Genomic DNA, 15,385 nt, shown 5'->3' with positions numbered 1-15,385 from the left:
AATTACCAATGCCCAATGCCCCATGCCCAATGCCCCATGCCCATTTTTAATCTTTAATTTTCAGAGATGCCCCCAAAGCTTGAGAAACCCAAACTTCAAAAGAGCGCACCGGATACTTCCGAAGCGCATACCCAGCATCAACCATTGGTTCTACTAAAATAGTGAACATACCCAAACGATTGCCGGCCAAAACATCAGTAAAAAGTCGATCGCCCACCATCGCCACCTGTTCCACCGGCAAATTCATTGCAGTCACTGCTGTTCGCAACTTGCGGCGCGACGGTTTAGCAGCACCCGTAATGTAAGGTAGATTCAAAGACTCAGCAATTCGACCGATCCGATTTTGACTTAAATTATTGCTTGCCAACCATAGCGATACCACGGGTTTAATTTCTTGCACCCACAAGCTGAGTTCAGGAGAAGCATTCATTGCCGTAATGGGAACGAGTGTTTCGTCCACATCCAAAACTAATCCTTTTATCTGATATTTTTGCAGAATATCCGCCGTTAAATTCACGACCGAATTGCCTAGAACTAAGTCAGGCTGTAGTAGTTTACCCCAAGTCATAATGATTTTAGGTTTTAGAGTTTAGAGTTTAGATTGAGAAATAATAAATTGGGAGTTAAAGATTCAAAAAGTAAAAAATCAAAAGTGAATAATTATGGCTTTTGCTTTGTGACTTTTGACTTTTTACTTTTGTATTAGTCATTACCAATCTATGGAGTCGATCGCAACTGCTGGTCTACTTTAGCAATCGCAGCATCGTGTTCCGCCTGCGTGCGGCTAAAAATGTGAGTGCCGTCATATCTAGCCATAAAATACAGGTATTCTGTATTTTCCGGAGTCAGAGTCGCTTCCAGACTTGCGATTCCCGGAGATGCGATCGGAGTTGGGGGCAGCCCTACATTGATATAAGTATTGTAAGGAGAAGGCGTTTCCACCTGCTTGAAAGTCAAAGGCTTCTCCTTAGTTTGCCTAATGCCGAGGGCGTATTCCACTGTCGGGTCAGAACCCAAGGGCATACCCTTATTCAGACGGTTGTTGAATACCCCAGAAATACGATTGCGCTCGTCCGCCACCACGGCCTCTTTTTCCACAATACTCGCCAGCGTCACCCACTCTTTCAAATCCAGCTTAGTATTCTTCTGATTTTTTTGATATATCGGCAAAGCCAACTGCTCGAAGCGACCGAGCATTTGCTTGATGACAGCTTCCGGGCTAATTGCATCGCCGTCTAGCTGATAAGTATCCGGGTACAAAAACCCTTCCAAGTGAGGCAATCCGCTAGGTAGCCAAGGGTATTGAGCGTAGGGAACTTGACTCGCCACCGCCATAAAATCCTTAGCCGGGAAAAAACCTTGCGCTTCAAAATAAGCGCTCATTTGTTGCAGCGACCACCCTTCTGGAATCGTGAAACTCTGCTGTACGACTTCGCCCTTCCAAATTTTGTCAGCGACTGCACTCAGAGGTTGAGTCGGCGACAGTTGGTAAGTTCCCGCTTGAAAACCTCCCTCGCGGTTTTGCAGAGTCAGCCAGCGGGCCCACATATTCCATGCCGAACTCGATCGAATCAACCCCGCAGCCTCTAAATCCCGCCCGATTTTTTGACTGGGAGTACCATCCGGGATTTGGATCAAAACAGCAGCATCCTCTGGCGGGGAAGTTGACGATTCAGCTATTTTAGGCGGCGCGGAAGCCCAGCTCCACCAAGCCCAGCCTTGCCAAGCGCAAACCCCCCAGATTGCCGGCAGCAACGCCAGATAAAACAACCATTTAGAGAGTTGCGGAGTACCTTTGCTTGCCTCGCGCGCGTTGCTTTTTGTCATTTGTTCTTTATTCATAGTCCGTTGTCCTCGATAAGCGGCGGTTAACTAGCGACTAATGACTGATGACCTGCGATTGATGACCGAAAAGTTACAAATACAAGCCCTTTAAAAGACCCAATTCACGCGGCCCAATTCAAAAGCCCGATCGCGAAGGCAGAAGCGGCCATCTCGAAAAAGTTCGATCGGGCGAGCAGTTTACTTTTTTATAAAATAGTAAAACATTCTGCTTTTTGCCGTCAGGTCTTCTGCCTTCAATTAATATTTAATCAAGCTCGTCAAAGAACTGGTCTTCCAGCATAGGCAACATCGGTTCCAGCCTTTGGAACTCTTCTTCTGAGAGCAATTCTGGCTTGCCGTCATCATTCATTCGAGCCAAGATAAAGAACGGGTCGAGAGGCGTATAAATGGCATATTCCTGTTCTTCGTGGTAAAAGCTGGTCAGCCACATCAGCTCCTCAAACTCCGACTCCTCATCGGGATCGTCGGCATCGGACGCCAAATCTTCGTCGGGAAATTCCGGCAATTCGCCAACGACAGTCAGCGTCACCGCCGTGCGCCGGAGTGTCAAGTTCTGCTCTTGCAGGACAACTTTAGCAGTATCAAAAATTTTGTCAATTTCGGTCTCGTCTTCTACAGGAATTGCTGCTTCGTCGGCATCGTCTCCATGCCAGGTAAAAATTTCTACGGGTGAGTCAATCGGAAGCAGCAAAGCGTATTCTTGACCTTCTAGGTTCATAGAATATTCTATGTTGCAAGTCAGCGATCGCCCAACTTCATCCGTCAGGGTGACGGACTCTTCGTTGGAATTGCCATTCTCTTTTTTGCGGTATGGGGATGAGGACATCGCGTGTATCTTATTTTCCGTCAATAATTCAGTAACGTTTGCTTGACAAGTGGGAATTTTCGTGGCGATATTCTGGCTAAGTGGGCGATCGCCAGTCCACAAGCTTAAACCGCGAGACTCGCGACCTTTTCCACAGGCGAGGAGTGCAGCGTTTAAATCTCAGTCGAGTTAGCAAGCGACACTGAGGACAAATCACGATTTTGTGCTTCTTCAGTACCGAGGGTACAGCAGAATTTTCTCCAGTTTGTCAAGGGTTACAGGTGTGCGTAGCAAACTTGCACAACCAGGATATCACGCCTTTGTTACCACCTATCAAGGATTGGGAAGGGCGGAGATATTTTGCCTCCGCTCGTCTAGCCACTGCTGCAAAATCAGGGCCGCTGCTTTGCGATCGATCGCACCCTTATTTTGCGACACCGAAATCCCTTGTGTTTTCATCAATTCCTCTGCCTCAACCGAAGTCAGGCGCTCGTCCACGTATTCTAGCGGGAGCTCTAAGGCTGCGGCGATGCGGGTAGCATATTTCTGCACTTGTCGGGCTTGAGCACCCAATTCTCCGCTCAGCGAGTAGGGCAAGCCGGCCACTAAAATTTGCACTCTCCGCTCAGAGACTATCTTTTTGAGATAAGCTACGTCCCGATCGAAGGACGATCGTACCAGAGTTGTAATGCCCGTAGCTATTAAACCAGTGCCGTCACACCCGGCGATGCCGACTCGTTTGAGGCCGATATCTAATCCCAGTGCTGAAATCCATAATTTATCGTTGGACATTATCAATCAAGCAATTTTAGATTTTAGATTTTAGATTTTAGATTTTAGATTTACTGTTTTTTTAGGAAATAATCTTATTTGACGAACCGCGAAGATGCGAAGTGCGCGAAGGAATAAGAGAAGAAGATAGGTAATCTCAAGTTGAGTTCAATCAAAAGCAGAAGGGATATTTTGGGATTGTGACCGACAAAAAAAGGAATTTTTTGGATGATTAATTCTCTTTTTTTCTGCCTTCTACCTTTTACCTTCTGCTTTCAATTATTAAGAATTGAGTTCTCCTGGCCAGCCACCGTCTAGAGGCAAGTCCGACAAATTTAAAGGCAAAATGCTGCTGTCATCAGTTGCTGCAGATTCGGAATTTTGGCCGCCCAAGGGGTTAACTTGATTCGTTTGGCTGTTTCCTGAGTCAGCCAACAGAGGTTTAATCTCACAGGACGGGTGCCCTGCTGTCGCTTCCCCAGCCATCGGGCCGAGCCAGGACATCCTGCCCGGTACGGGTTTGCGAGTTGGCTGGAAGCTTTGCAACATTTCTGATAGCTGGAGTCCTTCGAGAGAGACTAACTTTGACTCCCGCAATTTGTGCCACACAGATCGAGACATCAGCAAACTGTGTTCCACGCGCACTGCTCCAAATTGCTCTAAATAAGCTTCCCGTTCCGGCTGATAGTCAGCGGAAGCCAGTTGCAGGCTTTGAACTGGGAAATCTTGAACGAGGCGCGCCATCTGGGACAGCAGTTCTGGGTAAAGCCAAGTGTAGGCCGGGTGTACCGTCAACTGGGCGACGTGCGGTTGCTGGCCGTTGCGGGATAGCTGCACCTGAAAATAGCCGATCGCGGCTTTGCGCTGCGGTTCAAACACGTAGCCGCTGACTACCTCGGTTTTGCCCAGCCACTGTCTGACACCTTCGACTAAAGCGCCGAAAAAACTGGTTTTGAAATCTTGAATGTGCCGGTCGAATACTTGGCGCACCAGGGGCGGCATAGACGCGGTATCCAGTTGGTAGAGCAACTGAGCGTCTGCGTTGCTGACGGGCAGCAGGTTGGGCAAATCTGGGGTCGAGTTTGCCATTTCTTGCAGGCGTTCTGGGGCGATCGTCCAGTATGTCATCTGCGCCAAAGGCTGAAACCCGTTTTGCCGATACAAAGCCAGGGAAGTTTTGTCACCGACATTCACCTCCAACAGCCATGTCCGCGCCTCCCAGACTGCCTCAAAGCAGTACCGCAGCAGCATGGAACCAATTCCTTTGCTGCGGGCTTCCGGGTCTACTCCTATGCGATCGATCCGCCAAGTGCTGCGGGTGCGGTTGAAAGGAGAAATCTGAATTATGCCCTTAACGCTCCCCTCTTCTTCGGCAACATGGGCCCGGAACAGGGACTGACAAGGGTTGGGAAACAAGCTCAAAATCTTTAGTAGTCCGTACCAGCGACGAATCTGCTGCAACTTTCTACCTAGTACCACGTCGCAGCTTGCGCCCTTGCGGTTTTCTGGCTCTTCGGCTGTTTCCGCGCACAGTTGTTCCATCACCTCGATATCGCGATACTGAAACGGGCGAATCACAACCTGGTTTGGGTTTTGGGAGGGAAATGAAGTCATAGCATAAAAGTGGAGAATGGAAATTTAAAAATAAAAATTCAGAAAGGGGAAGAGTTAGATAAGTTTGGAGTTTTGAATGGGTAAATTTTGAGTTCAAAACTTATAACTTTTGATTCTTCTCCCTTTCTTGCTCGATCGAAAATTAAAAATTGCAAATCATCTTTTTGAATTTTTAATTTTCTGTTTTCAACTCAAGATTTTTGTGGCAGAGGTCGAATTACAACGACTGGTGTTCGCTCGTCAGCATTCCCGGCGGGGTTGCTACGTAAGGCTTGCTCTAAAAATGTTACCGATAAATCGGAGGTCGCTGCTAATATCTTAACTGCTTTCAAGTCATTAGCGTCTACGATCGCCGCCGCAAGCCCGGTTTCTCGTTGAATTTCTTCTACAACTTGCTGGGGATTGTCCGGGCCGAGGACAATAAATTGGTCGAAGGGAGGCAAAGTCCCGGTAACGTCGTCGATCAGTCTGGCTTGTTCCCCTGCTAGTTGGTAAAAGACTCCCGGTTTGCCAAATATTTTGGCCACAGCGCCGATCGCAAATGCTGCTACTACGCGCCAAGGGCCAACTACATCAACCAACGTCTGCATCCCGCAAGCCGTGGCCAAACTCGACGTGGGCAAGAAAAACAAGCACACTCGCTTTGCCGCCCATCCTGGTTTAACTTCGCTGGGATGGCGGTAGCGTCCCTGCATCAAAGCTAGGGGAGTTTCTGCCAGGGCGACAATATCGCCTTTCTGGGCGCGCGGCAGCACGTACCGCTTGACAATTTCGACGGGATCGTCTAGTTCTGCCAGTATGTGAGTGCGAATCGGCAAGACTTCTGCAACGCCGACATTTCTGGCTGTGGGTACGGTGTCCGAGTTGGGAAATTGCAGCGGTACTACTACGTTACGGACTTTCGGGATGCGCCCGCCCGGGCCGTAGGTGACGAAATGTATTTGCACCCAAGCCGACTGCAATTTGGTTAAATCTTGCCCTTGAATGTCTACAGAAACTTTAATTTTCGTGGTTTTTTGGGCTTTAACAATATAGCCGAACCAGTAATCGTCCGATCGGGCTGCTGCGTCTTTGTGGCAAGGAATCACCTTTGTCTGGGAAGTAACGCCATCCAAACTTCCGTCTGACAGCAGTTTCACCTGTGCCCGCACTTCCGGCAACATAATCTCAAATCGCTGTGTCAGGTTGCGGAACTCCATTTCCCCGACTAAAAGATAGCGGTTGGGTTCCGAGATGGCTAAGTGCCATTCTCCGGCTGTTAGTTCTAGTTTATTTGCACTTCCAGTCCGGCGATAGTTCAACTCTAGGCCCAATCCGCCCAATGCTAGCAGCGAACCGGCTGCTGCGATTCCTGTTGCTAAAGTCTCAATCACTCTAATTACCGCCAATAATATTTTGTGTTTACTGTAGTCGATATCGGGTACTTCGATCGCCGATCCGGTAGTAATTGGATTGTGCTGAGTTTGTTGAGGGCGATCGAACTTATGCCCAATTACACGTAAGTGCGATCGGGCGTCTGCGGTGGCGGGATAGGCGATCGAAATAGATTTTTCGGATGACTTTCACGGGATGGCGGGAAATTCGGGTAGAGTTTATGACTACCCGAACAGGTATTATCGCGCTTTTTATCCCAACCTGGCTCTCAATTCATCAGCCGATAACTGAGGCAATTGTTCTACAAACAATGTCAATTGATCGACAGGCATTGCTAGTAAATTGGTAACGGCGGTAGGTAGAATCTCCCCCAATTCATTTTGGCGAATTCTCAAAATATTTTCTGCTAATAATCTGACCGCTTGTTGTTTTCCTGATTCATCTACTGTTAGCATGGATATTGCCAGCAACAGCATCGTAAATTCCGCAGCGGGTAACTTTGATATTGGAGACAAGAAAACAGTCATTTTTGAGTTGATTTCTCCAAATCGTACTTGTAGAAAATTTTCTAAAATTAAGCGCTGTTGTACTTGTCTTCCTTGTTCAATTCCTTGTTCAATTCCTTGTTGCTGTGCGGCTTCTAACTGTTCTCTAAAAAGTGATGGGATCGCCATAATTAACTCTCGCTCTTCTGGCTGTAAGTCTTGTTGGGTATCGGTTACTAAGTTTGACTGTAACTGATACAACAATTCTAGCGCGATAATCCGTAACGGATCGTCCGTTGCTAAAGAGCTCAACTGGGCGATCGCCCTTTGCTGCACTTTCCCTTTCCCTAAAATCCTCAACCACATGGTTTCGGGAGTTTCGGGCAATTGGTGAATCACCACCATTGCCGATTTCAAATGCCTCGGCAAAAAATAAATGCCCTCCATCCAATGCTCAGGCTTGGGTATCGCGCCGAAACCCTCCAGCATTGCTTTCGATGCTGTAGGTGTCAAAATCCAGAGTGTCGGCAACTTAGCATCATCATAGCGAGTATTTTCTCTTCTGGCTTGCCGCTCCAATTCACCTCGCAAATCCCATAACTTACTCATACAGCTAATGACTTCGCCGACAGTTACTGGATTGCGAAACGGTTCAAAAATTGCCGCCGTCTCAGCCATTTTTCCCAACAATCCTAAAGTTGCTGAGTATTCAGGAATTACAGTCATTGGAATGAAATAAACATCGATTTCTCGGACTTCGGCAGTAACATCATGCCCGATATTCACCGTCCCGATGGGAGACAGCAGTTCTGTTAACAAGTCTTTGGCAAAGCGATCGTGAATAAATCGCGTCATAAAAATTGCTTGTCATATTTTATGATTAAATTTTCTCATGTTATCGTCGCATATTTAAGATATTTTATCTAACAACCAGCAGACAAACATAAAAAATAAAACACTCAAATACCCGACTTCTTAAAGGAGTCGGGTATCTAACAGATATCGCATTTTACGTTCAATTAGAATGCAGCCCGCCATCAATACGCAATTTGCAAAGTCACAGAAGCTTCAATCTCCTGTTCCCCTCCCACCACAGGCGTTGCAGCATCAGCAGCAGCAGCGCGAGCACCAGCCAATTGCCGGTACATAGGAGGCGGCGCGATCGCACCGTTGACTTGAATGCCCAGAATCTCTCCCCGCTTGAGGTTGAGGGCGCTCAAGACTGCATCCGCTTGCGATTGAGCATCTTGAGTTGCTTTGCGGAGTGCTTGTTTTCGAGCTTGTTCGATCGCACTTTCGGCAGCGGCAAAACTCACGCCGTCGATGCGTGTGGCTCCGGCATTCACCGCATCGTCGAGCAAAGTGCCGGCAGATGCAGTATTAATCCGAAAACTGACGGTATTCGTGGCCGTATAGCCCGTCAAGCGCTGTTGGTTGTTATCGTAGTTATAAATGGGATTGAGGGTGATGCCGGCAGTTTCGAGTTTTTCGACTTGGCGCGATCGCAGCAACTCTACCACAGCGGACGATCGTCTCGCCGCTTCCTGCTGCACCTCGGCCGCCGTTTTCCCCTGCACCTCAACCCCCAGCCGCACTTGAGTCTGGGTTGTGGGAATCGCTTCCACACCCCGCCCAGTAACACTCAGCGTTCTGATCCGCTGTTCTTGAGCCACCGCCGGATCTAATCTCACAAAACTCACGAGAGTTAAGGTTAAACACAACGCTGTTACCAGACTGCGGAAATTAATGCGATCGCCACGTTGCAAATTTGAATTCATAAACTTGATTCTCCTCACATACAACAGATGCTATACTTTACCTTCCCACTAAAATTGCTAAATATCCGGGTTGTTACATTTTTAGCAACTAAAAAAATAGTCAGTAATTCTGAAGAAATCGTGAGTTATTATAATGTCCGCAGGACGCTCCACTAAAAAATTGGTGTTCTGGGCAAAATAAGAGGTTTGGCAATGATAAATATAGAAACCCACCCAGTTTATGACACTCCGAGGTAACTCCTATTTCATTTTAAATAAGATTTAAAAATGATAAAATTGTTAAAAGATGCAATTCTTCAAACAAGCTGCCCGCAGACTCAAAAAAGAGACTTACGCAGTTTATTTAGCAAGTACAGACCAGAGAGTACCTTGGTACGCCAGAATTTTAGCAGGCATTACGGTTGCCTACGCTTTTAGCCCGATCGACTTAATTCCTGACTTCATACCGATTCTCGGCTACTTGGACGATTTGATAATTGTACCTTTGGGAATTTGGCTGGTACTGAAGATGATTCCGCCACAGGTTTTAGCCGAGTGTCGGGAAAAAGCAGCCGCAGAAATAGAGCGAGGAAAACCGATAAATCGGGCTGCCGCTGTTGTGATTATTGCCATCTGGATTGGTTTGGGAATATTAGCTGCCATGTGGCTGACACGGATATTTAAACGTTAAAAAAAATTACTTATCTATTTATAGTGTAGGAAGCGCGCAGAGCACCTTACCTGAAACAACTCGCTTGACAAAAAAATATTTAAAGTTTAAAAAATTACCGTTCTAGTTATAATATAGAGTGCGCTAGGCGCACCTTACCTTAAAAAAACTCGCGGTATCGCCTCCCAGTATTATTTACCTTAAACAATAAAATTAACTTTCTAGCTATGACTCAAACCACTGATTTCCTCAGCCACCTCAACCCATCTCAGCGCCAAGCAGTCGCCCATTACAACGGGCCGCTGTTAGTAGTAGCGGGCGCTGGTTCGGGCAAAACCAGAGCTTTAACTTACCGAGTTGCTAACTTAGTTCGCACGCATCGAGTCGATCCTGAAAATATTCTGGCGGTGACATTTACGAATAAAGCCGCTAGGGAGATGAAAGAAAGAATTGAAAAATTGCTAGCAACTCAGCAAGCTGAAGCGGAATATGGCAAACCTTTGGTAGACTTAGCCCCAGATGTGCAAACGAAATTGCGATCGCAAATTTACCAAAGAATTACCAAACACATTTGGATGGGAACTTTTCACTCTTTGTGCGGCCGCATTCTCCGCTACGATATAGAAAAATACCAAGACGAAAAAGGCCGCAAGTGGCAGAAAAATTTTTCGATTTTTGATGAATCAGATGCTCAAAGTATCGTCAAACAAATCGTCACCAAAACACTGAACCTCGACGACAAGAAATTTGACCCGCGCAAAGTCCGCTATATCATCAGCAACGCTAAAAATAAAGGTTTGTCGCCTCAAGAATACCAAGCAGCAGAACCGGATTATCGAGGTCGCGTGATTGCGGATGTTTACAGTCGCTACCAAGACGCTTTAGCAGCCAACAATGCCCTCGATTTTGACGACTTAATCCTCGTTCCCGTTAAACTATTGAGCCAAAACGAGCAAGTATTAAGTTACTGGCATAAAAAGTTTTGCCATATTTTAGTTGACGAATACCAAGATACTAACCGCACTCAATACGATTTGATTCGGATGTTGGTGACAAATAACGCCGACCCGAAAAGCTTCGATAAATGGCAAAACCGCTCGATTTTTGTCGTGGGCGATGTCGATCAATCAATTTACAGTTTTCGGATGGCAGATTATACCATCTTGCTGGAATTTCAAGAGGATTTCGGAGATGGTTTGTCCGACGATAAAACTCGGACAATGGTAAAATTAGAGGAAAATTATCGATCGCGCGAAAACATCCTGCAAGTCGCGAACCACTTGATCGAACACAATACCGAACGGATCGAGAAAATTCTGCGCCCGACTCGCGAACCGGGAGCTCCGATTGTTGTCTGGCGGGCCGACAACGAATTAGATGAAGCGGAATTTGTAGCCGGTCAAATTCATTCCTTGAAGCGCCAAAATTCCGAATACGAAAACGGCAGTAACTTTGCGGTTCTCTACCGCACAAACGCTCAATCTCGCTCCTTTGAAGAAGCGTTAATGCGTTTAGACATTCCTTACAATATTGTCGGCGGCCTGAAGTTTTACGATCGCAAAGAAATCAAAGATATCCTAGCATACCTGCGGACGCTAGCCAATCCCGACGATAGCGTCAGCCTCAAACGCATCATCAACACTCCCCGCCGCGGCATTGGCGATACCACATTTTCCAAAATCGAAGACGCTGCAACTCAATTGGGCATTCCGTTGTGGGAAATCCTCAGCGATGAATCTTCTGTCAATACTCTCGCAGGGCGATCGGCAAAAGCTATTATTAAGTTTGCCGAAATGATTGGTCGTTGGCAATCGCAAGTCGAAACTCTGCCCGCTTCGCAAATTGTCCAAGGAATTATCGAAGATTCAGGCTACATTCAAGATTTGAAAAATCAAGGAACCGAGGAAGCCGAAAATCGGATAGAAAACGTCAGAGAATTGTACAATGCTGTCCTGCAATTTGAAGAACAAAACGAAGAACCGACGCTGACATCATTTTTAGCAAAAGCCTCTTTAGCATCCGATTTAGATGACTTGCAGGAAGAAGATTCCCGCGTATCGCTGATGACGCTGCACTCAGCCAAAGGGTTAGAATTTCCCGTGGTATTTTTAGTCGGAATGGAACAGGGTTTATTTCCCAATTTCCGCAGCTTGGACGACCCGAAAGCGATCGAAGAAGAACGCCGTTTGTGCTACGTCGGCATCACTCGCGCCCAGGAATTGCTATTTCTCACGCACACTCGCGAACGCCGCCTCTGGGGAGGCTTCCGGGAACACTGCACTCCTTCGCTATTCTTAGGGGAATTGCCGCCACATTTGCTGGCTGGAAGTGCGAAGAAAACTAAGACAGCTAAAACGGCTGTTTCCAAGGGAAAAACTAATAATTCAGCAGCTAATTCTGGGAATTCTCAATCGGCAGAGTGGAAAACGGGCGATCGGGTTTTTCATCATGCTTTTGGAGTTGGAGAAATTACCCACGTCTTGGGAGAAGGCGATAAAACTAATCTGGCAATTAAGTTTTCGGGTTTGGGCAGAAAAATTATCGATCCGAGAACAGCTAAGTTGCAGCGAGTGTAATAGAAAATCCGGCGGTTTAAACCGCGTCTATACAGACAAAACCCTAGAATAGCGGGTTGAAGAAGGGGCGGTTAAAATATGGTAAAAATTACGTTTTTATCTTTAGTCCACGTCGGGAACTTCGTTTGTGTAGACGCGGTTTCAACCTTCGTTTTATCTAAGTAAAAAGTAGAAATAAAAACCTAAACTCTTATGTCTTACAGTCAATTTACGACCATCAGCAAGGTTAAAGAAGCCTTCAATCTTACAGTAGTGGAAGGAATCAGATTTCTGCCGGAAATCGAACCGATCGCACCCGCAATAGCATTGCAGACCATGCTGGAGACAAATTTGCCTTGGGCGATCGCCACTAGCACCGAAAAAGCCCGTTCTGAAGCTATTATTAATCCTGTATTGCTGGAAGTTCGCAGGATTCTGAACCAACAAATCAGCGTGTTTTCGGGTGAGGAATTTAATGTTGATGTAGCTGTTGGACTTACAGGAGTTTGCGATTTTATCATCAGCCGTTCCCCGGAACAATTAGACGTTGAGGCCCCGGTAATTGTGATGGTGGAAGCTAAAAAAGGAGATTTGAAAGTAGGTTTGGGTCAATGTATTGCTGAAATGGTGGCGGCCCAGAGATTTAATGAAGCCAAAGGGCGATCGATTTCCGTCATCTACGGCAGCGTTTCCAGCGGCACAGCTTGGCGGTTTCTCAAGCTGGAAGGGCAAATAGTGACGATCGATCTTACCGATTATCCGCTACCTCCAGTAGATAAAATATTGGGATTTTTAGTGTGGATGGTGCGCGAAAATTAGCCTATATCAAATCTGCGTTGAAAACTCGCGATAGGAGTCGGCTGTTTCAACCGCTACTAAACAAACGAAGTCCGAGGAGAAGGGGACTGAAAAGAAATGATTCAAGGCTATCCCTAGCGTGAATTGCCCCTAGATCGATCTTATCTCACATCTTGCACCATTCTCAAGAACAGGCCGGAAAGCCTGTTCATAAAAGACTTATTAACAATGATGCAACATCTCATATCTTATTCGACTACTTGAGATTCCACACGCCTGTATTTACCCGCCAAACGTTCTCGACGCTGGCGGCGGTTATCAGCTTCAAATATGGCAATCGCTTCATCTAACTTCAAATTGAAAGCGTCCAACTGTCGGCAGACTTCACGCATCTTTTCAACGTGTCGCTTTCTGGTTTCAGCGTCGGGGATTCTAGGTTGTTGATTCATCGTAAGTTCCAATCCATTTTGATTTCTTGAATGCTTGCTGCTGAGGCATCGACAATTGCCTCTCCGTCTTCTATCGTTCCATACAGAAAGTTTAACGTATCCGCAGTCGCAGCGGGTTGAGATTCTGCCACCTGCTGCAAAAGCCTGTACAAACGATTGTAAGAGGTTCTCAACCTTTCCTTAATATTATCCAGGGATTCTAGTTCGGGGAGTGTCGCTTCTGTCTCGCCAAACTGCTGCATGAATATATATTCTGTGGCGGTTGTTTCGTTGAGGATTTCCACTAGCCGCCGCTGCAATGTGAAAATTGTGTTCAGGATGTCATCAGGTAGCTTTGCCATTGTCCTTAATTTTTAGGGATAACAACTTAACACAATATATCAGAATGTTTGCTTCCTCTCATTTTAGTTTTAATCGAGAGCGATATCAGTCCAAATTTACCACCTTTAAATTTGCGTTCCATGCTTCGCCAATAACGCAGTCCCATAAGCAGCCGCAGTATGAATTGGCGTTTCAACAGGCACTTTTAAATAACGCTTTCTAATCGCACTCCAAACCGAATTTTTCGCCCCGCCACCAGCCGTATAAACTTTGGTCAAAGGAGTTGCACCCAATTCTTGCAATAATTGATATCCCCGCGCTTCAATCCGCGCGATGCTTTCTAGCAAACCGTGCAGAAATTCCACTGAATCAGTTGGACGCGGTTCGAGTCTGGGCGGCAAATTCGGGTCATTAATCGGAAAGCGATCGCCCTTTTTCAACAATGGGTAATAATCAAACAAACTCTCTTGTTCTGGATCAATTTGTGTGCTATAATTAGCCAACTCAGCATCAGTAAAAAAATGCCGCAGCACCGCACCTCCGGTATTAGAAGCACCTCCAACTAACCACAAATCGCCTAATTTGTGACTGTAAATCCCGTATCTAGAATCATCTACGCGGGTATGACTTAACAGTTTGACTGCTAGTGTAGAACCGAGAGAAGTTACTGCTTCCCCTGGTAAATTGACACCGCTTGCTAAAAAAGCTGCGATGCTATCGGTTGTACCAGCACAAACCATACAATCGCGGGGAAAACCGAAGCGATCGCCCACTTGAGTTCTCACTTCCCCCACAGGCGTACCCGGTGCGACAACTTGCGGCAATTCAGGCGTTGCAGCGCCCGCAATTCCCTGTGTCAGCCAATTCGGATAGCACAAAGTATCAACATCGAAACCGAGTTTCAAAGCATTGTGATAGTCGCTAATTCCCAATTTCCCGTGCAGCAAAAACGCCAGCCAGTCAGCTTGATGCAGGAAAAGCGTAGGGGCGGTGCCCCCGTGCCCGCCCTCCTGCCACCACAGGAGTTTAGCCAGACTGGATGTAGCGCTCAATACTGTGTGGTTGGCAGGCGCGATCGCCCGCAACTTCTCTGTCACCGCTGCACCGCGCGCATCATTGTATAAAATGGGTTCGCATACTGGTATACCGTCGGTATTGCACAGCATGACAGTGGAGGATGTGCCGTCAAGGGCGATCGCCCTTACCTGATTGCGGATTGTTGGGGGAATTTGCTCGATCGTATCCCACAGCGCATTTTGCCACACCGAGGGCAATTCAGGCGGTTGTTGCCCGTTGTTGCTAAAAGTATATTCTGTCTCACAATGTATTGTACCCTGGGAGTCTATGACAGTCGATCGGGCGCCAGTCGTGCCGAAATCTATTCCCAAATAAAGATTCATTTGTTACTCCCGCGAATTTTCCTATATCTCAGAAACCGGGTTTTTTTACGAAAATCTTTCGTTGTCACCCACAGATTAGGTAAAAAACCCGGTTTCTTTGGCATTAGTGCGTAAGTTCATCGCTTAAGCATGGGGCTAGAAACCCGGTTTCTACGAGTTTTGCGTTGAGTGACGAGAAATCTAGAAAGAAACCGGGTTTCTGAGATTATCGTGCTTCGACATACTCACAAAGCGTAGTTGGTTCGGGAATCGGTAAACCTTCCTCTCGCAATCCTTCTAAGTGAAATTCGATCGCTTCTTTAATTCGCTGCTGCACTTCCGCAAGGGTAGCGCCTGTGGCTGCACATCTGGGCAAATTGGGCGCGTAAGCTGAATAGTTATTCGGTGTTTTTTCAATGACAATCCCATAACGCATTAGTTGATACCAACGGGTGGTCAGAAACCGGGTTTTTTTACGAAAATCTGGTAGTGCCCTGAAGGGAAGGATCAGAACCAAACCGAATTCAAATTAAAACAGGCATCTAGAGTTGTAAATTAGCAT

Annotated in this window: 15 protein-coding genes; 3 read left to right on the top strand and 12 right to left on the bottom strand. The window is 46.6% G+C overall.

The window, feature by feature from the left end:
• Positions 1-46: 46 nt before the first annotated feature.
• From QUA99_RS04275 to QUA99_RS04240, 8 genes are all read right to left on the bottom strand, one after another.
• A complete protein-coding gene (locus QUA99_RS04275) occupies positions 47-568 on the bottom strand; it encodes a YqeG family HAD IIIA-type phosphatase (RefSeq protein WP_015174714.1) in 522 nt (173 codons plus the stop codon).
• A 149-nt stretch (positions 569-717) separates the two neighbouring features.
• Positions 718-1,842, bottom strand: coding sequence for an endolytic transglycosylase MltG (mltG, locus tag QUA99_RS04270; protein ID WP_333235393.1), 1,125 nt, complete (start codon positions 1,840-1,842; stop codon positions 718-720).
• 247 nt (positions 1,843-2,089) lie between these two features.
• A complete protein-coding gene (locus tag QUA99_RS04265) occupies positions 2,090-2,671 on the bottom strand; it encodes a DUF3727 domain-containing protein (RefSeq protein WP_333235391.1) in 582 nt (193 codons plus the stop codon).
• 312 nt (positions 2,672-2,983) lie between these two features.
• The gene (ruvX, locus tag QUA99_RS04260) at positions 2,984-3,442 is read right to left on the bottom strand and encodes a Holliday junction resolvase RuvX (protein WP_333235390.1); all 459 of its coding nucleotides are present in this window, start codon (positions 3,440-3,442) and stop codon (positions 2,984-2,986) included.
• A gap of 261 nt (positions 3,443-3,703) precedes the next feature.
• Positions 3,704-5,035, bottom strand: a complete 1,332-nt coding sequence (locus tag QUA99_RS04255) for a GNAT family N-acetyltransferase (protein ID WP_333235388.1) — start codon at positions 5,033-5,035, stop codon at positions 3,704-3,706.
• A gap of 191 nt (positions 5,036-5,226) precedes the next feature.
• Positions 5,227-6,408: a F420-0:Gamma-glutamyl ligase gene (locus tag QUA99_RS04250; RefSeq protein WP_333235386.1), complete on the bottom strand. Its 1,182-nt coding sequence runs from the start codon at positions 6,406-6,408 to the stop codon at positions 5,227-5,229.
• Between the two features lie 252 nt (positions 6,409-6,660).
• Complete coding sequence (locus QUA99_RS04245) at positions 6,661-7,749, bottom strand: flagellar assembly protein H (RefSeq protein ID WP_333235385.1); 1,089 nt, start codon at positions 7,747-7,749, stop codon at positions 6,661-6,663.
• A gap of 182 nt (positions 7,750-7,931) precedes the next feature.
• Positions 7,932-8,672: an SIMPL domain-containing protein gene (locus QUA99_RS04240; RefSeq protein WP_333235384.1), complete on the bottom strand. Its 741-nt coding sequence runs from the start codon at positions 8,670-8,672 to the stop codon at positions 7,932-7,934.
• A 286-nt stretch (positions 8,673-8,958) separates the two neighbouring features.
• Here QUA99_RS04240 and QUA99_RS04235 point away from each other — a divergent pair, with 286 nt between their 5' ends.
• From QUA99_RS04235 to QUA99_RS04225, 3 genes are all read left to right on the top strand, one after another.
• Positions 8,959-9,342 carry a YkvA family protein gene (locus QUA99_RS04235; protein ID WP_333235382.1) on the top strand — a complete coding sequence of 128 codons (384 nt, stop codon included), beginning with the start codon at positions 8,959-8,961 and terminating at the stop codon, positions 9,340-9,342.
• Between the two features lie 206 nt (positions 9,343-9,548).
• Positions 9,549-11,897: a DNA helicase PcrA gene (gene pcrA, locus QUA99_RS04230; protein ID WP_333235380.1), complete on the top strand. Its 2,349-nt coding sequence runs from the start codon at positions 9,549-9,551 to the stop codon at positions 11,895-11,897.
• Positions 11,898-12,089: 192 nt separating this feature from the next.
• A complete protein-coding gene (locus QUA99_RS04225) occupies positions 12,090-12,695 on the top strand; it encodes a hypothetical protein (protein ID WP_333235378.1) in 606 nt (201 codons plus the stop codon).
• 227 nt (positions 12,696-12,922) lie between these two features.
• Here QUA99_RS04225 and QUA99_RS04220 read toward each other — a convergent pair whose 3' ends face one another.
• The 4 genes from QUA99_RS04220 to QUA99_RS04205 all read right to left on the bottom strand — a co-directional run bounded on the left by QUA99_RS04220 (position 12,923) and on the right by QUA99_RS04205 (position 15,259).
• Entirely contained in the window at positions 12,923-13,123 is a 201-nt protein-coding gene (locus QUA99_RS04220) for a hypothetical protein (RefSeq protein WP_333051533.1), read from the bottom strand.
• Positions 13,120-13,464 (bottom strand): hypothetical protein, encoded by a 345-nt coding sequence (locus tag QUA99_RS04215; protein WP_106146328.1) that lies wholly within the window; start codon positions 13,462-13,464, stop codon positions 13,120-13,122. Before QUA99_RS04215 ends, QUA99_RS04220 begins: the two co-directional genes overlap by 4 nt.
• Positions 13,465-13,569: 105 nt before the next feature.
• Positions 13,570-14,844 (bottom strand): FGGY-family carbohydrate kinase, encoded by a 1,275-nt coding sequence (locus tag QUA99_RS04210; RefSeq protein WP_333235377.1) that lies wholly within the window; start codon positions 14,842-14,844, stop codon positions 13,570-13,572.
• A 205-nt stretch (positions 14,845-15,049) separates the two neighbouring features.
• Positions 15,050-15,259: a type II toxin-antitoxin system HicB family antitoxin gene (locus QUA99_RS04205; RefSeq protein WP_333235376.1), complete on the bottom strand. Its 210-nt coding sequence runs from the start codon at positions 15,257-15,259 to the stop codon at positions 15,050-15,052.
• Between the last annotated feature and the right edge of the window lie 126 nt (positions 15,260-15,385).

Origin of the sequence: Microcoleus sp. F10-B2 (assembly GCF_036704965.1) — a bacterium.
Classification (GTDB): domain Bacteria; phylum Cyanobacteriota; class Cyanobacteriia; order Cyanobacteriales; family Microcoleaceae; genus Microcoleus.
The sequence above is the reverse complement of the archived record's forward strand: the minus strand, read 5'-3'. Positions and strand labels throughout refer to the sequence as shown.